Consider the following 18,548-nt stretch of genomic DNA (forward strand, 5'->3'; position numbering starts at 1 on the left):
GCTAATCATAATAATATAAATACTACTAGAGAACATTATATTAAAGCAAGAACTGGAGCAGAAAATAGAGAAAAAATCAGACAATTAAAGAGAGAAAAAGGTCTAATTTAAGCCTAAAAAATTGAATAAATTATTGAATTTATGCATAAACTAAAATTTTTTAAAGATTAAGAAGTCTTATTTTATTTAACTTTCTATAATTTTTGATAAAAATTGCTCTTACTTCAAAGAGTATTTACTAATTTATTTCGAAAGTTTAGAAATCTATATTTTATAAAGCTTTTTATATTTTAAATCTTATTAAATTTTGATGAAATTCAATAATTTACACATAAAAAATAAGAAAAAAGGAGAGGAAAATGGAGAATATAATAGTTTACATTTACAACAAAGAACTTGAACTAATAGGGCAACCATATGTTACTAATTATGAAGAGTTTATAGAGAATCCTCAAGAGTTTTATCCAATTTGGAATGAAGAGGGAATGTATGCTTCTAAAGATAAATTACAATATCCTATTATAGATAAAGAAACTAATTTGATTAGAGAAAAAACTCAAGAAGAACTAAAAATAGAGGGAATTATAGTTCTTGATGATGGAGAATATATAGAAAATGGAAAGCTTATTAAAGTTGAGTATGATGAGAAATTAGGATATTACAAAAAGGCTTGGGATAAAGAAAATCATATCTGGTATGAAGGAACTACACATGATGAGTTTGTTAAAATGAGAGCTGATAAGATACTGGAATATTCAAAGCTTGAGGAGAATAAAAAAGCTTTGGAAAATTCTAAATTTAGTACTCAAGAGGAAATACAACTAATTATAGAAAAGATGCAAGAACTAGAAGTTGAAATCAATAAGATAGCAGACATAGTAAAAAGTTTATAAGGAGTGAAGATAAATGACAAAAGTATGGATAATAATAACAATATTTTTAGTAATTTTAAGTGCACTTGAAGTACTACATATAAGAGCCAACTTTTTTAAAAGACCATTTAAAGAAGGGGCTAAAGATTATTTAGATAGTTTTAAATTAAAAACAAAAAAAGGAGAAGATGAAGATGCTAAATAGTAAATATTTTACAGAAGCAGAAACAACAGTATCAGCAACAGGAAAAGCTTTACAAATTAAAAATATACCTAATGAACAAGAGAAAAACTATATCCAATATACAGCTACTAGAATGGATTACATTAGAGAACTTTTAGGAGTACCGCTAATTGTAACTAGTTGGTTTAGATGTGAAGAGTTGAATAAAGCTGTTGATGGCTCTAAGACTTCAGCTCATAGATTTGGATTAGCAGTAGATGTTCATAGTAAAAAAATGGCTTCAAAAGAAATTTATGAGAAAGCTTTAGAATTAAAACAAGAAGGTAAAATCCAATTTGACCAGCTGATTTACTATCCAAGACAGAATTTTGTCCACTTTGGATTTAAGCTAGATAAAGCTCAAGAAAGAGGTATGAATTGGATAAATAAATAAAAAATAGATGGAAGGAGAGAGTTATGTCTAAAATAATAGCTTTTATGGGATTTTGTGCTAATAAATTAATTGACTTATTTTCTAAAAAAGCAAAGAGTGGAGAAAAAGCTCAAGACATTGAAATAAAAAAAATAAATGCTTTTTCTAAAGGATTGATTTTTATTTTCGTAGGAACATTTTTAATGTGTGTATTAGCTTCGTTATTCCCTAAACTAGCTATTACACCTTATTGGTTTGAAGTATTAGATAAATTAATAAATTATGCACTTAGCAATTAAAGAAGAGAGGGAAGTATGGGAGAAATTATTAAAACAATAGGAGAAATATTTGGGAATTTTATTCTTCTTATAGTTGATGTTATTAAAATATTAGGTAATGGTATAACAATAGGGTTTGGAAGTCTAGTAGCTTTTATTTTTCTTGTTACAGGGGGGCAAGATGAAGCAATGAGAATTCTTCTAATTCTTATGACTGTAGACTATCTATCGGGAGTTATTAAAGCATTTGTTACTTGTACAGCTAATTCTAAAGCTGGAGTAATAGGAATTTTGAAAAAAGTTATGATAATATTAGTTATAGTTTTAGCTTATCAATTAGATATTCTTTTCAATGGGAAACTTGCTATTAAAACTTTAGCAATAGGAGTTTTTATCTCTAATGAAGGCTTATCAATATTAGAAAATGCCTCATTATGTGGGTTACCTATTCCAGAAAAGTTAAAAAAAGTTCTGGTGCAATATCAAGAATATAAGAAAAAGTAAAAAAAGCCTAGCTCAGCTAGGCTTTTCCTATTCTAGTGCTACATATCTAGCATAATTGAATCCTTGAGTATCTACTACAATTTTTGTAATCCCATCAGTTATTCTTACAGCTGTAAAAATACCATCCTCTAATTCTATACAAGTTTCTTTTAAAAAACTCCATTCATGGAAAAAGTCATTTATAAAAGCCAGAAACTCTTTTTTAGATAAAATAATTGTTTTTACAATTGCCACAGTACTTCTTTCTCTATATTTAGTACTTTTGGCTTCTACAATATCAGAAGGTTTACTAGCAAAGGATAAGGTTTTTATTTCAATTTTTGATTCTTCTTCAACAGCCACATATCTAGCATACTTATTTCCATAAGTATAAACTACGATTTTAGTAGCTCCATCAGTTACTCTTACTGCCGTGAAAACTTTTTCTTGTTCTAACCAATAACAAGTATTTATTAAAAAATCTTGAGCTTCAAAAAAATCACTAGTAAATTTTTTGAATTCTTTAATTGAAAGTGTTATAGTTTTTATAATAGCTACCTCTTCCTCTTCAACATACTTTGGTTCTTGGACTCTTTCCAGGTACTCCTTTAAATCTTTAACTTTTGAAATAAATTTTAATTTTTTAATTTCCATTTCCATCACTCCTCTATATTTCTTAGGTTGTGTGTATATTACCTTACTATTCGTTTAATTGCAAGTTATTTATAAAAAAATAAAAGTTAGTGGACACCCACTAACTTCTTAAAGTTGCCTTTATCATTAAAATTATTTTTTCTATTTCTCCACGATAATTATATTCAAAATTTTCAGTTACTGTATAACTTTTAAAAATCTCTTCTTCACATAACTTGTCGTTTAATAATTCTATAATAGTTTTTAAAGTAGTATCACAAAATATCTCGAACTCTTCACAAGACATTTTTGTATATTTTTCTAAGTTATAATTCATTTCTACTTCAGCAGAAAGATACAAGCTTCCATTCTCATATTGTTCTTGAGTTTTTGCTACAAACTCATTAAAAATGATATTAACATTTTCTTTTAATACATTTAAATTTTTATTTCTTAATTCTAAATTTTTATACATAAAATCCTCCTTATTGGCTCTCTAGCCTTGTATTTCTTAGGTTGTGTGTATATTACCTTACTATTCAATTAATTGCAAGTTATTTATGAAAAGTAAAATAAAAGTTAGTGGATTTCCACTAACTTTTTACAATTGTTTCTACAGTTAAAATAATCTTTTTTACTTTACCTGTATATGAATATTTAACCTTTTCAGTTATTGAATAACTTTCAAAAATTCCCATTCCATTTAGGTCATCACCTAAAAACTTTTTTAAAGTTCTTAATGTAGTAGCATAGAAAACTTTTAATTCTTCTTTGTCCATTTCAATATAATTTTCTAGTTCATCATTCACTTCTAGTTCAGCCACAAGATATAAGCTTCCTCTTTCATATTGCCTTTGTGTTTTTTCTAGGAAATCATCAAACATATCTCCTGCAATTTCAGCTATTACTTTTAAATTTTCTTCTCTTTTTTCTAAATCATCATACATATAATCCCTATAATCTTTATATTCCATTATAATCCTCCTTATTGGCTCTCTAGCCTTGTATTTCTTAGGTTGTGTGTATATTACCTTACTATTCTTTTAATTACAAGTCATTTCTAGGGAAATTAGAAAAATATTGTTTATTAAAATTAGAAATGCTATAATTAGTAATAAAGGAGAAATGCTGGGGGCATAGATATATTTATTTTTTTATTAAACCAGCAACCATTTGGAGATGGAATAGGACTATTTAGAAAAAAATAAATATTGTAAGAAAATTGCTAAAATCTTTTTTATGAGGTATACTCATATTAACAAACTAGGATTATACAAAGTAAGGTGATAATGATGAGTAAACCTAAAATATTAACAAGAAAAAAATTGAGAAAAGAGGTTCTTGAGCAAATAGAAAATTTTCCAATAGAAGCTCCAAGAGATTATAATATGGCAGATTGGAAATTTGAAAAATTAATAGAGCAGATAAAAACTTTTGAAGAAGATTTAGATGATGACCATGAGGTAGCTTTAAAATTAGCTTCTTTTGGTTCTGCTGTAGTTATGTATGTGATGACAATAGGCTATCAAAATCCTGATATGCTTTATTTTTATGGATTTGTAGATGGACAGCCAGCTCAACTTATTCAGCATATGAGCCAACTTAATTTTTTGATTACTTCAGTAGAAAAGATAGATAAGGATAAACCAGCTAGACGTATTGGTTTTGCTCTTCCGACCTTAGATAAAATAGAAGAGAAAATTGAAGATTAACACAGATTAATATTGAGGAGTAATGATTATGAGTGAAAAAAAAATAGTTGACATAAAAAGTATTTTTAAAAATAAAGCTTTAGATAATAAAAAAATAAAATTGAAAGCAGAAGAGTTGATGAAAAAAAATATAACTGCTATGAGATACTTACAAGATAAGTAGTGGTATTTATGAATAGTAAATTTTATTCAGAAGAGGCAGAATATTTATATAATTTGGTTATAAGCTTTAATCAATCAATTATGGAAGATTTAACTCAAGAATCTATTCATAAATTTTCTTTAATAAATGAAAGTAGTCTTTTAAATTATTGTAATACAATTTTTTCTACTAGACCTTTTAGTGATGAAAAATATTGTGAAACAATAGAAGATTATCTGACATATACTATTTATTATTTAAATAAAGGTCATTGTTTCTTAGATGGAAATAAGAGAACAACATTACTTACTACAATGTTTTTTATTGAAGAATTTGGTTTGTATAATTTTGATAATGAATTTTTCAGAGGAGTATTAGCTGTATTTTTAGTTGATATGCTAGAAGAAAAGATGACTAAAGAAGACGTAAAAAAATGGATAGAAAAACAATTAAAATCTAAAATATAGAGGAATAATTATAGAATTTCCAAAAAATTAAAAAAAGTAGAAGTATTATGAATTTATATTTTAAAAGTATTTTTCAAAAATGAATAAGTTTAAAGATGAATTAAATACAAGAGGGAAAAATTCCCTCTTGTATTTAATATATTAATCTTAGAAAAACTCTCCATTGTCGCAGTAGTTTTCCCCTTGAAGTGGGAAGAAGATTACACAACAATCTTTGTTTCCATTGATTTTTTTAATAAATTTTGTAATGAAGTCAGCAACTTGTTTTTTAACCTCTGGAGTTCTTTCAAACCAGAAAAGTTCAACAAAAGTGTACCCTTCTACAATCTTTCCATCAAAAATATATTCAGTGTCAATGTGCTCAATAGTAAACCAAGTTCTGTCGCATTTTACTATTTCAGTAAGTCCATCTATAAGTTCCTTACTATTTTCAATAATTGGTTGTTTAGCCATTCCTCTAATTTTTAAATGTGGCATATGATTCCTCCTTTTAGATTTTTTCTTTTTCTGGGATTAAAGTAACATCAATATAGTTTTTAAGATTAATTGCTTTTCTATTTATCTTCCATAGATTTTCCTTTGTCATAAGCTCTCTATACTCCTTTGGAGTAGCTAATTTATAATCAGGAACAGTAATTTTTTGATATAGATAATTAAGCCAAAAACTATTTTCTTTTACCTCTGTATTATACGATAATTCATAATTTTTTACAACACTATTAATTTTTTCTTTTTCAATATCACCGTATAGAAGTTTTTCCAAAGTTTTTAAGACAGCTTTTTTAATCTCTTCAACTCTTGCTACATCACAACTATATGAGATAATCAATTTATCTTCTCCATAATTGTTAGGAGATAGAGAAATTCTTGAAGAGATAGAGTAGACACCACCAATTTTTTCTCTAATATCTTCTATCAGTGCAATATCTAAGATTTGAGAAAATCCATTATAAAGGGTCTTTTCTTCATATCCGTACTGAGAGTTATATGGGAAGATAAGAGTTATTGTAGCTTTCTTATCTACTCCTTTTATAACATCTTTTTTTATGATATTCTTAGGAACATTTAGATTTAATGGTTTCACATTACTATTGTCCTCTTGGCTAGGTAGAGAGGCAATATATTTTTTTAAATAATTTTCTAAATCCTTTTCTTCAAAAGAACCAACTACAACTAAATTAAATTTTGAAAAATTATCAAACTTATTTTTGTACTCTTTCATAATTTTTTCTGGAGAGATTAGTTGTATATCTTCTAAAGTAAGGGGATTTCTTCTAGGATGATTTCCACTGTATATTTTATTTATCTCATCACTATAGACAGCTCTTGGAGAGTTATTTTTATTGATTACACTCTCTCTTAGCTCTGTAATAGTATTATCAAAGATTACTTTATCAACCTTAGGTTCATAGATAAGGTAGTTCATATACTCTAAAGCTGTTTCTAAATTTTTCTTATCTGTGGAAATTAAAAATCCTTGCTCATAATCTTCAATATATGATGAGATAGAGAAATTTTTCCCCTTCATAAAAGTTTCTATATCTTTAGGTTGTAATATACTAGCTCCAGATTGCTCTACTACTGAGGTAGCTATTGAAGAGTTAATAAATGATTCATAGTTATCATCTGAGCTTCCCTCTTGTTTGAAAAATTTTATATATATCTTATCCTTATCAAAGTCAGTTTTTTTAGTATAAACTTTTATTCCATTAGAAAGAGTATAGTTTCCATTTCCTTCTTTAATAAAATTCCCTTCACTTACTTTAAGAGGTGGAAGAGTAACAGGTTTAATAGAAAAATCAAACTCCTCTTTAAGTTTATTGCTATTTTTTATTATTTTTTCTAATTGTTTATTATCGATTTTACTTTGTTCTGTACTAGTTGTTAGGAAATAAAGTGAATCTTCTTTAAAAATTTTTTTAAATCTCTTTTCTAAATCTTTTGTAGTAATATCATTTATAAGTTTTAAATAGATAGCAAACTCCTGCTCTATGTCCATAAAACTCTCTTTAGACATCACATACTCTACTAGTGAATCAGCATAGGTATCGTGGGTAATACTCTCTTTATTTGCCACCATATTTTTATAGTTGTTTATTAAATTTTCTTTTTCCAATTCTAATTCATATTCACTGATACCATTTTTTAATGATGATTTAAAAAATTGATTGAAAAGAGTTATTCCCTCTTCTAGCCTATCATTTTTTATAACAGTTGCAGAGGTAAAAATATCTCTTGAATTACTCATATCGTATTTATATACAAGAGATTGTAAAAAAGGTGTGTCCCCATTTTTTTGTAAATTAGCAAGTCTTGTATTTAAAATATTAAAAAGTAATTGGTCAATAATATATTTTTTCATAGATTTTTCATCTTTTACAATATCCCTATCTAAAATTTTTGTAATTGTAAAGGTATTGTATCTAATCTCATCATCAGAGAAAGTTATATACTTATTTTTTAAATCTTTTAATTTATACTCTTTAGGACTCTCTCCTTTTCTACTTCCAGAGTAGTTGAAATATTTATGAATATAGCTTTCTACTTGGTTTGTATCAAAATCTCCAACAGCTATAACAGAGATATTTTCAGGTTGGTACCATTTCTCATAAAATCCTCTCACTATTTCTTGAGTAGCTCCGTTAATAGTTTCAGGTAACCCAATAGGAAATCTATCATAGTATCTTGAGCCTTCAAACAAAGCTTTCTTTTGTACATCTCCTAGCCTTTGAGCTAATCCCTGTCTTAATCTCCACTCCTCTATTACAACTTTTTTCTCACTCTCTATCTCTTGAGGATTTAGAGTAGCTTCACTTGCCCACTCTCTTAAAACTTCAACACCATCTTCTAACTCCTTAGGGGTAGTAGGAACAAGAAGTTTATATACAGTTCTATCAAAAGAGGTATAGGCATTCAGATCTCCACCAAAACTAAGTCCAATAGATTGAAGATATTTTATCATCTCATTTTTTTCAAATTTAGTAGTACCATTGAAAGCCATATGCTCCATAAAATGAGCTATCCCCTGCTCGTTATCCTCTTCCATAAGAGAACCAGTTTTTACTACTAAATTGAGCATAGCTTTATTTTCTGGCTTTTTATTTCTATAGATATAGTAATGAATTCCATTTTCTAACTTTCCTGTAATTAGATTTTCACTGTTTTTAAAATTTTCAGCAAAGATTAAAATTGAAAAAATAGAAAACAGGAATAGAAACAGTATTTTCTTTAAAATTTTCATTGTATCCCTCCTTATGTATTAATAATTTATTTTACTATATTTCTATTTACAATACTATGATTATTTTATAAAATAATAGAGAAAATTTTAAATTTTTAAATAATATGTTATAATATATAGTAAATAGGGGAAGTATGTAGATATAGGAGGAAATAAGAGAATGAAAAATTGTATTTTAATTGGAGTAGCAGGAGGAAGTGGAAGTGGAAAGACAACTGTTGCTAGCAATTTAGTAAAGGCTTTCAAAGCTGAAGATGCTGTATTAGTAGAGCAAGATGCTTATTATAGAGAGCTTACAAATATGAGCTTAGAGGAGAGAGCAAAGGTAAATTTTGACCATCCAGATTCAATTGAATTTGAACTATTAAGAAAACATTTAGAAAACTTAAAAAATGGAGTAGCAATAGAAAGACCTATATATGATTTTACAACTCACTCAAGAAAAGAGGGAGCTGTAAAGATTAATCCTTCAAAAATAGTAATTGTAGAGGGAATTTTAATCTTTGCTGTACCAGAGATAAGAGAGTTACTAGATGTAAAAATATTTGTAGATACAGATGCTGATGAGATGATATTAAGAAGAATAGAAAGAGATATGAATGAGAGAGGAAGAAGCTTTGAATCTGTAAAAACTCAATATCTTACTACTGTAAAACCTATGTACCTAGAATTTTGTGAACCAAGTAAACGTTATGCTGATATAATTATCCCAAGAGGTGGAGAGAATAAAGTAGCTATTGATATGGTAGTTAGTAATTTAAAAGGATATTTAAACTCGATGAAATAAAACTAAGAGAAATTTTTGGAAAGGAGGGGAGAGAAAAAGATGAGTTTTAGAGTTGTGTTAATTCACGGATTTAATAAAAGTTACAGAGATATGGGAGCTCTTCAAGAAAATCTTGAATTATTAGGGTATAGAGTAGAAAATCTAAATTTTCCATTAACCTTTCCAGATATAAAATTTTCTGAAAGTATGTTGAAAGAGTTTCTTTTAGATTTAAAATATGGTGGACTTAATGAAAAGGAAGAGATAATTTTAATAGGATATGGATTGGGAGGAAAACTTATAGAGAGAACCTTAAGAGATGAAGAGGTAAAGGGAATTGTAGATAAAGTTATTCTCATCTCTGCTCCACTTAGAGATTCAGTTATTCATAGAAGATTAAAGAGAGCTTTTCCAATTTTAGATAATATTTTTAAACCATTGAGAGTTTTAAAGAAAAATAGTACCTTTAAGCTAGATGATAATATTGAAGTAGGAATTATAATAGGAACAGAAACTTGTGGAATATTTTCAAGATGGCTAGGGGAGTTTAATGATGGAATTGTAAATTATAAAGAGTGTCTTTATGAAGGGGCTAAAGAGACTTTAAAAATTCCTCTTGTACATAATGAAATACATAAAAAAATGGGAACAGCAAAATATATAAACAATTTCATATCAAAGGGAGTATTTAGAACGTAATAGGAGGCAACTATGGAAAAACAAATTGAAAATTATGTGGAACTTACTATTAGAAAAGGGGTTAATATTCAAAAAGGACAGATTTTAGTAATTAACTCTCCAGTGGAAACTTATGATTTTACGAGAAAGCTTGTAGAGAAAGCTTATGAGTTTGGAGCTAGTGAAGTTGTAGTACATTGGAGTGATGAGGTATGTGGAAAATATAGATATCTCTATGGAGCAGAGGAGATATTTGATATTTTTCCAAATTGGCAAAAAGAATCTCTTGATTATTATGTAAAAAAAGGAGCAGCATTTTTAAGTGTCTATGCTTCTGACCCAGATATCTTAAAAGAGGTAGATAAGGATAAAGTTGCTAGAGCAGAGAAGTGTAAAAGTTTGGCTTTAAAGGAGTTTTATGAAAATCTTATGGGAAATAGTAATCAATGGAGTGTAGTATCTGTTCCAACAAAAGCTTGGGCAATGAGAGTTTTTCCAGAGTTAAGAGAAGAGTTTGCTATTGCTGAGATGTGGAAACTTATCTTAAAAATAGTAAGAGCTGATAAAGAAAATCCTATATTAGAGTGGGAAAAACATTTAGCTATTTTAAAAGGAAGAATGGATTACCTAAATAATAAAAACTTTAAAAAACTTATCTATAAAAACTCTTTGGGAACGAATCTTGAGATAGGATTACCAGAGGGACATAAATGGATAAGTGGAGGAGAAAAATCTAAATCAGGAATAGACTTTATAGCCAATATTCCAACAGAAGAGATTTTTACTATGCCACATAGAGAAAAAGTAAATGGAACTTTAGTTAGTAGTAAGCCATTTATATATGGTGGTAGTACGATAATACACTTTACTTTAAGATTTGTTGAAGGAAAAGTAGTGGAGTATTCTGCTCAAACTGGAGAGGAGATACTAGGAAAACTTTTGGATATGGATGAGGGAGCTAGATATTTAGGAGAGGTAGCTCTTGTGGAATACAACTCTCCAATCTCTAAATCAGAAAAAGTTTTTTATAATAATCTTTACGATGAAAATGCTTCTTGTCATTTAGCACTAGGTGGAGCTTATCCAACTTGTATATCTGGAAGCGAAAACCAAAGTGAAGAGGAGTTAAAAAATAGAGGTATGAATAACTCTTTAATACATGAGGATTTTATGATAGGAACAGCAGATATGGAGATAATTGGAGTTGATTCTGAAGGAATTGAAACTCTTATTATGAAAGATGGGAATTTTGCCTTTACTATTTAAGCAAAAAGAGATATAATATAATTCCTTGGCAGGGGAGTGAATAACTCTAAAAAAGGTTCAGCCTTATGACTGAACCTTTTTTATATTTTTTTAGGTTTTAGTGGTATATTAGCCACTAAAGTAGTTCTTCTAGTATTATCTGGATTTTCAGCAATATCTATATTTAAGCTTTCTTTATCAATTTCTACATATTTAGATATGACAGCAATAATATCATCTTTCATCTGCTCTAACATACCAGAAGAAAGCATAGCTCTATCATGAATTAAGACAAGTTTTAATCTATCTTTAGCTACATTTTTAGATTTTTTTTCTTCTTTATTAAAAAAACTAAATAATCCCATCTGTTCACCTACTTACTAAATACCATTTTTAATTTATCAAAAAATCCTAATTTTACATCTAAATTCAAGAAAGGAACTTCTTTTCCTTCAATTCTTTCAACAATATTTTTATATGCTTGAGCAGCTAGTGATTCCCCTTTATAGATTAGAGGTTCTCCTCTATTAGTAGAGATTACAATATTTTCATCATCAGGAACAACACCAATTAGCTCAATTGCTAATATATCAAGCATATCATCAACACTTAGCATATTTCCAGCTTTAACCATATCCATTTTAATACGATTAACTATTAATTTTGGACTTCTAATATCATTTGCTTCTAATAATCCAATTATTCTATCAGCATCTCTTGCTGCAGATATTTCTGGAGTAGTAACAACTATAGCTTCATCAGCAGCTGCTATAGCATTTTTAAATCCTTGCTCTATTCCAGCTGGGCAATCTATAAGTATGTAGTCAAAATCTTTTCTTAACTTTTCTATAAGATTTTTCATTTGCTCAGGATTGACATCATTTTTATCTCTAATTTGGGCAGCTGGTAAAAGACAAAGGTTTGAACATCTCTTATCTTTTATAAGAGCTTGAGCTATTCTACATCTCTCTTCTACTACATCAACTAAGTCATATACAATTCTATTTTCTAATCCCATAACTACATCAAGATTTCTAAGGCCAATATCTGTATCTATCATTAAAACTTTTTTTCCTTTTAAGGCTAAACCTACTCCTATATTAGATGTAGTAGTAGTTTTTCCAACTCCACCTTTTCCAGAAGTTATAACTATTACTTTTGCCATACTATTCACTCCTAACTTAATAATCATTTGCTAAACGAGTACTAAAATCTTCGACTCTAATCTCTTTTCCACTTATAAAAGCTATTTTAAATCCACTTTTTCTATCAACCTTATTGGTGTCTAAGATTTTTTTCTGCATAGGCTCAGCTATAAGATGACCTATTACTAATTGAACAGGGTTCATGTGAGTAGCTCCTACAAAAGCATCTCTGTCACCATCTTGACCAGCATATACAGTTCCATTTAAAAATCCTAATACAATGACATTTCCCTTAGCTCTTATTACAGCTCCAGGATTGACATCACCAATAACTACAATATTTCCATCATATTCTAATTTGTTTCCAGAACGAAGAGTTCCTCTGTAAAATTTTGTAAATCCCTCTTCTGTAACAGCTTTTACAAATTTTATTTTTTCACTATCTCCACTGTTTTCAGAAAATACATAGGTTATATTTAAATCACTGTTAGATTTTATTAAATCAATTAATACATTTTCTTCCAGTTCACTTAATTTTCTATTGGTAAATTCAATAGCCATTTGTCCTTGTCCAATAAAGCTTCTAGCTTCTTTTACTTTTTCTACAAGACTATCTCTTAAAGCTAAAAAATCTACTTCATTATTTAGGTGAATGGATAATCTATCTTTTTTTCCTTTTAAAATAACATAATTATTCATAAGTCTCACCTTTTTTCTGTCCTTATACAGTGAGTATACCACATGTTCAACATTTAATCAATACTAGAGCTTATTATTATTGTAAGAATTGTGAAAAAATGTTATAATTTTAAATGAAATTATAAGAAGGAGCTAATTATATGAGTAAAAATATTTTTAAAGGAAGTGTTGTATTAAATCCAGTTCCAGTAGTAATGGTAACAAGTAGAAACAATGAAGGGAAAGACAATGTTTTTACTGTTGCATGGACGGGAACAGTATGTACAAAGCCACCTATGTTATCTATTTCAATTAGACCAGAAAGATTATCTTATGAGTATATTAAAGAGAGTATGGAGTTTACCATAAATCTTCCTACTAGAAAGCTAACAAGAGAAACAGATTTTTGCGGAGTTCGTTCAGGAAGAGTAGTAGATAAAATATCTGAGATGAAGTTTACCATGAAGGAGGGGAAAGAGGTAAGTAGTCCATATATTGATGAATGTCCTGTAAATATAGAGTGTAAAGTAAAATCTATAATTCCATTGGGAACACACGATCTATTTTTAGCTGAAGTATTGTGTTCACATATAGATGAGAAACTTATAGATGAAAATGGAAAAATACATTTTGAATGGGCAAATCTTATAACTTATTCTCATGGTGAATATTTTCCAGTACCAAAAACAGCTATTGGAAGTTTTGGTTACTCAGTAGCAAAACAAGCTACCATTGAAAGAAAAAAAGCAATAGCAAAGACAAACTCAAGCACTAAAAAGAAAAAAGATAAAATAAAAGAAAAAACTAAAAAGAAAGGAAGAAAATAATGTCAGATAGATTAAATACTTTGGGACAATATATAATTGAACAAACTAAGAGAAATTTTAATTTTAAACAGATAAAAAATGATCCAATATATTATAATATTTTATTTACATTTGGAACAGATGATTATTTAGTAACTGATGATAAAGATGAGATAACAGCTACTATTCAGCTCATGGAATTTAGAGCTTTTCATAAGGACTATCCACCTAAACAACTAAAGAGATATACTCATAGAAAATTTGAAAAAATTCATAAAAAGAAAGAGGAATATATTACAGTTAAAGGAAAGAGATATATAATTATAAAATTATAAAATAAAAAGGACTTGCAATCACAAGTCCTTTTTATTTGCTATATCTATATAAAATATCTTGGGGAAAGATTTAGTATGTCTTAAGTATACACTTAGATTATGTCAATAGAGTTACAAAAGTAAGTAAATTATTTTTTATAAAAACTTTTAGGATTTGAGATATATAGTCCACATACACTACTAAGAGGCAACATTGCATAACTAGAAGTAAGTTTTATATCTAATTTATCCTCATCTAAAATTTTTAGAACTGTTTCTTTTAATTGATGATTGGGAAGAGATGGATAACCGATAGCAGGTCTGATATTTATTTTCCAAATATTTTTTGAAACAAAATCTTCTAAATATTCAGCTCCAGCTTCAACAATTCTATTATTTAATAACTCTTCTAATATTTTTAAATACTCTTTTTCTTTAAAAATCTCACTTTTATAAGAGAGAGCAAAAGCTCCAATATAATCATCATTGTTGATAAATTTATAGATAAAATCCTCTTTAGTAGAAATTATATTATCTTCAATAATAAGTTTTCCATCAATTTTTTTACTAGAAAAAATTCCATAGCTTCCTCTAACTTTTAAATTATTTTCTTTCATCTTATTGAAGATAAAACTTAAATCCTCTTTTATTTTTAATTCTTCATTACTATTTTTAACTTTCAGAGTGTGTAACAGTATATCTAAATTTATGTATTTTTCTATATCTTCTAAAGAGATTTCTAAATATTTTTTTCCAATCTCTTTTGGAATTATAACTGGAGATAAAATCTCTTGAGTGTCTTCAATATTTTCTTTTTTATTTTTTTCATATAGTTTTCTTAAAGTTTTAAAGTTTTGTAATTTTTCACTTAAAAACTCTTCTCTTTCATCAGAACAAAGTTTATTAATTGATTGTAAGGTATCTAAAGCTTCTGATACATGTAAAACTTTTCCACTGTATAGAGGTTCTAATCTTAGAGCTGTATGGAGAGGAGAGGTAGTAGCACCAGCTATAAGTATAAGAGTTTTCATACTGTTTTCTTGAAAATATTTTAAGACTTTTTCCATCTCTTTTAAAGATGGAGTAATAAGCCCACTTAAAGTGATTATATCTACATTTTGTTCTTTAGCAGTTGAAAGTATAGTTTCCTTAGGAACCATAACACCTAAATCTATTATTTCATAGCCATTGCACTTAAGAACTGTTCCTACAATATTTTTCCCAATATCATGCACATCTCCCTCAACAGTTGCCATTAAGATTTTTCCTTTAGCTTTAACTTTCTCATCACTTTTTAAATGAGGGGTAATTATATTTACAGCTTTATTCATTGTTTCTGATGAACGAATAAGCTGAGGAAGGTAAACCTCTCCCTTCTCAAAAAGTACTCCTAATTTTTTCATACCTTCCATTAAGATATTTTGGATAATATCTAGAGGAGAGTAAATTTTAAGAGCAGAGTTTATATCATTTATAAATTCAGGAGTTTCTCCAAATATTAGAGCATTCTCAATACACTGTTCTAAAGTGAGCTCCTCTTTTATAACTACCTCTTTTTTTCTTTGGATATGTAGATTTAATATCTGTTCTAGGCTACTCTCTTCTCCAAATATTAAATCTCTCAAAATCTTCTTATCTTCTAAAGAGAGAATAGGTGGATTTTCATTTGGATTTAAGATGGCAAAATTTAATCCCCTATTTTTACCCTCTTCTAAAAAGATAGAGTGTAACCCTGCTCTTAAATCATTATTTCCTCTAAAAGCAAAGGAAAGATTACTAAGCCCCCCAATGATACCTACACCTTTAAAATTTTTTCTAATCCATTCACAAGCTTTTAAGAAATTTAGACCATTATATCTATCACTTTCCATTCCTGTTCCAATAGTTAAGATATTTAAGTCAAATATAATATCTGAGTTGCTATACCCTATCTCTTTCAGAATAGAGTAAGCTCTACTGCATATCTCTATTTTTCTCTCGTAACTAACTCCTTGCCCTTTCTCATCAAAAGCCATAACTACCACAGAGGCTCCATATTTTTTTATTACCTGAGCTTTTTTTCTAAACTCCTCTTCTCCCTCTTTTAAGCTAATAGAATTAACAATAGATTTTCCAGCTATATTTTTAAGCCCAGTTTCTATTACTTCAAAATCTGAAGAGTCAATCATTATTGGAATTTTAGATACAAATCTATCATTTTGTATAACTATTAGAAAATTTTTCATCTCAATTTTAGATTCAAATAATCCGTCGTCCATATTGATATCTATAACTTTTGCTCCATTTTCTATCTGTTTTTTAGCTATCTCTAAAGCTTTGATGTAATTTTTATCAGCTATTAGATTTTTGAAAATTTTAGAACCAGCTACATTATTTTTCTCTCCAACATCAACAAATTTATCATTAAAATAAAGGATTTCATTTCCTGAAAGAAAACCCTCTAATTTAAAATTTTCCTCAAATTTTCTTGGAGCTCTATTTTTAACTAAATTAGCTATACTTTTTATATGTTCAAAGGTAGTTCCACAGCACCCACCTAAGATATTAACCTCTTGGTTATCCACTAACTCTTTTAAATAGTTAGCTGTGATATCTGGAGATTCAAGATACTCTCCATCTTCATTTGGAAGACCAGCATTTGGATATAGAGAGATAGGTTTTTTTGTAAATTTACCAAGCTTTTTAGTAAGAGGAATAAGTTCTTTAGCACCAAAAGAGCAGTTAAATCCATAGGAGATAATACTCTCTCTATCTAAGGCAACTATAAGGGATTCTATACTTTGCCCAGTAAAGATTTTTCCCTCTTTATTAACAGTGGCAGAAATCATAATAGGAAGATTTATATTTTTTCTTTTCATTACCTCTTCAGCACTTATAACAGCACACTTAGCATTTAAACCATCAAATATAGTTTCAATAAGTAGTATATCTACTCCACCATCTATCAATCCTTCAATTTGTTCACTGTATGCTTCCTTGAGATAATCAAATTCTAAATCTCTATCATAGGGATTTTTTCCACTAGGAATAGTAAGAGTTTTATTTGTAGGACCTATTGAACCAGCTATATAGATTTTTTTCTCACTAGTAGTGGTTACCTCTTTGGCAAGTTCGGCACTTCTTTTAGCTATCTCATATGCTCTCTCTGAAAACCCATACTCATTTAGAGAGATTTTATTACAGTTAAAAGAGTTTGTTTCAATAATATCAGCTCCAGCTTCAATATATTTTAAATGAATATCTTTTATTATATCAGGACGAGTGATATTTAAAATCTCGTTACAACCTTTTTTACCGAGATAATCATCAGAGTTTAAGTTATATTTTTGAATAGCAGTTCCCATAGCTCCATCTAATACTAAAATTCTTTTCTGTAACTCTTTTTTAATATCCATAATTTTCATCTCTCTTTCTTAAAATATTTCCAATATTTTCCATTATTTTTTTAGAAGCTTCCACTCTGTTCATTGTGTATATGTGTATTCCTGCTATATCATCAGAGATAAGCTCTATTATCTGTTCCATAGCATAAGCAATTCCTGCTTCTCTCATAGCTATTGGATTATCTTCATATCTATCTAATATCCTTTTCAATTTTTCAGGGATACTACAACCACACATAGAGGTAATTCTTCTGATTTGTTTACCATTTGTTATGGGCATAACTCCTGCTATCAGTGGAGTTTTTATATTAAGCTTTCCCAATTTTTCTTTAAATTCATAAAACTTTTCATTTTCAAAAAATATCTGTGAGATAAGGAAGTCAGTTCCACTATCTACTTTAGTCTTTAAATTGAATAGATCTAATAAATCATTTGTTTCTTGGTGACCTTCTGGATAAAAAGCTCCTCCAATAGAAAAATCTCCATATTCTTTAATGTATTTTATCAAATCATTAGCATGAGAAAACTCACCTATTTTATTTTCACACTCTTGTGGAATATCTCCTCTTAAAGCCATAATATTTTCTATATTATTTTTATTTAAATCTTTCAATATCTCATCAATCTCTTTTTTTGTTGCTCCTATACAAGTCAAATGAGCAAGAGCTTCTATATTATTTATATTTTTTATTTTAGAAGCAATATCTACAGTGTTTCTTCTAGTACTTCCACCAGCTCCATAAGTAACACTCATAAAGTCTGGTTTTAAAAGAGAAAGCTCATCTATAACTTCATAAACTTTTTCAAGAGTATATATTTTGTTAGGTGGAAATACCTCAAAAGAGATAGTAGGTTGTTTCTGTTTAAATAGTTCTTTTATTTTCATATTTTCCTCCAAGTGTTTTATAATAAAAAAACTTCCTTTATCTGATAGATAAAAGAAGTTAAAAACTTTATACTATTACCATCTATCAGGAATTAGCACCACACCATAAGGTAGGTTGCTGAGATATCACAAGGCCTGTCCTTCAATCTCTCTCTATGGATTTATTTTGTCAATTTTATCATAATAATATCTCTGTGTCAACAATAACTTGATTGTCCTTCAA

The 18,548-nt window shown here is 28.2% G+C and carries 23 protein-coding genes and 1 riboswitch; of the genes, 13 read left to right on the forward strand and 10 right to left on the reverse strand.

Annotation, left to right across the window (positions count from 1 at the left end):
- Positions 1-359: 359 nt before the first annotated feature.
- Genes FMAG_RS04770 through FMAG_RS04785 form a run of 5 tightly spaced genes read left to right on the forward strand, consistent with a single transcriptional unit; the run spans position 360 to position 2,250 of the window.
- Positions 360-893 carry a hypothetical protein gene (locus FMAG_RS04770; protein WP_005884558.1) on the forward strand — a complete coding sequence of 178 codons (534 nt, stop codon included), beginning with the start codon at positions 360-362 and terminating at the stop codon, positions 891-893.
- 13 nt (positions 894-906) lie between these two features.
- On the forward strand, positions 907-1,077 hold the full coding sequence (locus FMAG_RS13775; protein WP_005884560.1) for a hypothetical protein: 171 nt from the start codon (positions 907-909) through the stop codon (positions 1,075-1,077).
- Complete coding sequence (locus FMAG_RS04775) at positions 1,067-1,489, forward strand: D-Ala-D-Ala carboxypeptidase family metallohydrolase (RefSeq protein WP_005884562.1); 423 nt, start codon at positions 1,067-1,069, stop codon at positions 1,487-1,489. The genes FMAG_RS13775 and FMAG_RS04775 overlap by 11 nt, the downstream gene beginning before the upstream one ends.
- A gap of 23 nt (positions 1,490-1,512) precedes the next feature.
- The gene (locus tag FMAG_RS04780; protein WP_005884564.1) at positions 1,513-1,767 is read left to right on the forward strand and encodes a hypothetical protein; all 255 of its coding nucleotides are present in this window, start codon (positions 1,513-1,515) and stop codon (positions 1,765-1,767) included.
- A 15-nt stretch (positions 1,768-1,782) separates the two neighbouring features.
- The gene (locus tag FMAG_RS04785; RefSeq protein WP_005884566.1) at positions 1,783-2,250 is read left to right on the forward strand and encodes a phage holin family protein; all 468 of its coding nucleotides are present in this window, start codon (positions 1,783-1,785) and stop codon (positions 2,248-2,250) included.
- Positions 2,251-2,277: 27 nt separating this feature from the next.
- Here FMAG_RS04785 and FMAG_RS04790 read toward each other — a convergent pair whose 3' ends face one another.
- From FMAG_RS04790 to FMAG_RS04800, 3 genes are all read right to left on the reverse strand, one after another.
- A complete protein-coding gene (locus FMAG_RS04790; RefSeq protein ID WP_005884568.1) occupies positions 2,278-2,883 on the reverse strand; it encodes a hypothetical protein in 606 nt (201 codons plus the stop codon).
- A 100-nt stretch (positions 2,884-2,983) separates the two neighbouring features.
- Positions 2,984-3,337, reverse strand: coding sequence for a hypothetical protein (locus FMAG_RS04795; protein ID WP_005884569.1), 354 nt, complete (start codon positions 3,335-3,337; stop codon positions 2,984-2,986).
- A 118-nt stretch (positions 3,338-3,455) separates the two neighbouring features.
- Positions 3,456-3,836, reverse strand: coding sequence for a hypothetical protein (locus FMAG_RS04800; RefSeq protein ID WP_005884571.1), 381 nt, complete (start codon positions 3,834-3,836; stop codon positions 3,456-3,458).
- A 318-nt stretch (positions 3,837-4,154) separates the two neighbouring features.
- Between FMAG_RS04800 and FMAG_RS04805 the strand changes: the two genes are divergently transcribed.
- The 3 genes from FMAG_RS04805 to FMAG_RS04810 are packed head-to-tail and all read left to right on the forward strand — an operon-like array spanning position 4,155 to position 5,183.
- Entirely contained in the window at positions 4,155-4,574 is a 420-nt protein-coding gene (locus tag FMAG_RS04805; protein WP_005884573.1) for a DUF6173 family protein, read from the forward strand.
- A gap of 28 nt (positions 4,575-4,602) precedes the next feature.
- Complete coding sequence (locus FMAG_RS14015) at positions 4,603-4,737, forward strand: hypothetical protein (RefSeq protein WP_005884575.1); 135 nt, start codon at positions 4,603-4,605, stop codon at positions 4,735-4,737.
- 8 nt (positions 4,738-4,745) lie between these two features.
- The gene (locus FMAG_RS04810; protein ID WP_040493612.1) at positions 4,746-5,183 is read left to right on the forward strand and encodes a Fic family protein; all 438 of its coding nucleotides are present in this window, start codon (positions 4,746-4,748) and stop codon (positions 5,181-5,183) included.
- 147 nt (positions 5,184-5,330) lie between these two features.
- Here FMAG_RS04810 and FMAG_RS04815 read toward each other — a convergent pair whose 3' ends face one another.
- Positions 5,331-5,660: a DUF1904 domain-containing protein gene (locus tag FMAG_RS04815; protein WP_005884579.1), complete on the reverse strand. Its 330-nt coding sequence runs from the start codon at positions 5,658-5,660 to the stop codon at positions 5,331-5,333.
- Between the two features lie 13 nt (positions 5,661-5,673).
- Positions 5,674-8,424 (reverse strand): M16 family metallopeptidase, encoded by a 2,751-nt coding sequence (locus FMAG_RS04820; protein ID WP_005884581.1) that lies wholly within the window; start codon positions 8,422-8,424, stop codon positions 5,674-5,676.
- A 160-nt stretch (positions 8,425-8,584) separates the two neighbouring features.
- On the opposite strand from FMAG_RS04820, the gene udk reads away from it, so the two are divergent.
- From udk to FMAG_RS04835, 3 genes are read left to right on the forward strand one after another with little or no spacing between them, the layout of a single operon-like run.
- The gene (gene udk, locus FMAG_RS04825) at positions 8,585-9,211 is read left to right on the forward strand and encodes a uridine kinase (RefSeq protein WP_005884583.1); all 627 of its coding nucleotides are present in this window, start codon (positions 8,585-8,587) and stop codon (positions 9,209-9,211) included.
- 39 nt (positions 9,212-9,250) lie between these two features.
- On the forward strand, positions 9,251-9,889 hold the full coding sequence (locus tag FMAG_RS04830; RefSeq protein WP_005884585.1) for an esterase/lipase family protein: 639 nt from the start codon (positions 9,251-9,253) through the stop codon (positions 9,887-9,889).
- Positions 9,890-9,901: 12 nt separating this feature from the next.
- A complete protein-coding gene (locus FMAG_RS04835; RefSeq protein WP_005884587.1) occupies positions 9,902-11,134 on the forward strand; it encodes an aminopeptidase in 1,233 nt (410 codons plus the stop codon).
- Positions 11,135-11,214: 80 nt separating this feature from the next.
- Here the strand turns inward: FMAG_RS04835 and minE are convergent, their stop codons facing one another.
- The 3 genes from minE to FMAG_RS04850 are packed head-to-tail and all read right to left on the reverse strand — an operon-like array spanning position 11,215 to position 12,957.
- Positions 11,215-11,478, reverse strand: a complete 264-nt coding sequence (gene minE / locus FMAG_RS04840; RefSeq protein WP_005884589.1) for a cell division topological specificity factor MinE — start codon at positions 11,476-11,478, stop codon at positions 11,215-11,217.
- An 8-nt stretch (positions 11,479-11,486) separates the two neighbouring features.
- On the reverse strand, positions 11,487-12,278 hold the full coding sequence (gene minD / locus FMAG_RS04845) for a septum site-determining protein MinD (RefSeq protein WP_005884591.1): 792 nt from the start codon (positions 12,276-12,278) through the stop codon (positions 11,487-11,489).
- A 16-nt stretch (positions 12,279-12,294) separates the two neighbouring features.
- Positions 12,295-12,957, reverse strand: coding sequence for a septum site-determining protein MinC (locus FMAG_RS04850; protein WP_005884593.1), 663 nt, complete (start codon positions 12,955-12,957; stop codon positions 12,295-12,297).
- A 140-nt stretch (positions 12,958-13,097) separates the two neighbouring features.
- On the opposite strand from FMAG_RS04850, the gene FMAG_RS04855 reads away from it, so the two are divergent.
- Both FMAG_RS04855 and FMAG_RS04860 read left to right on the forward strand, forming a co-directional pair.
- Positions 13,098-13,763, forward strand: a complete 666-nt coding sequence (locus FMAG_RS04855) for a flavin reductase family protein (protein ID WP_005884595.1) — start codon at positions 13,098-13,100, stop codon at positions 13,761-13,763.
- Positions 13,763-14,077 carry a hypothetical protein gene (locus FMAG_RS04860; protein WP_005884597.1) on the forward strand — a complete coding sequence of 105 codons (315 nt, stop codon included), beginning with the start codon at positions 13,763-13,765 and terminating at the stop codon, positions 14,075-14,077. Before FMAG_RS04855 ends, FMAG_RS04860 begins: the two co-directional genes overlap by 1 nt.
- A gap of 128 nt (positions 14,078-14,205) precedes the next feature.
- On the opposite strand, the gene FMAG_RS04865 is transcribed toward FMAG_RS04860, so the two are convergent.
- Entirely contained in the window at positions 14,206-17,451 is a 3,246-nt protein-coding gene (locus tag FMAG_RS04865; protein WP_005884599.1) for a homocysteine S-methyltransferase family protein, read from the reverse strand.
- On the reverse strand, positions 17,441-18,325 hold the full coding sequence (gene metF / locus FMAG_RS04870; RefSeq protein ID WP_005884601.1) for a methylenetetrahydrofolate reductase [NAD(P)H]: 885 nt from the start codon (positions 18,323-18,325) through the stop codon (positions 17,441-17,443). Before metF ends, FMAG_RS04865 begins: the two co-directional genes overlap by 11 nt.
- Before the next feature lie 75 nt (positions 18,326-18,400).
- Positions 18,401-18,487: riboswitch (SAM riboswitch) on the reverse strand.
- Positions 18,488-18,548: the final 61 nt, after the last annotated feature.

This window comes from Fusobacterium mortiferum ATCC 9817 (assembly GCF_000158195.2).
GTDB lineage: Bacteria > Fusobacteriota > Fusobacteriia > Fusobacteriales > Fusobacteriaceae > Fusobacterium_A > Fusobacterium_A mortiferum.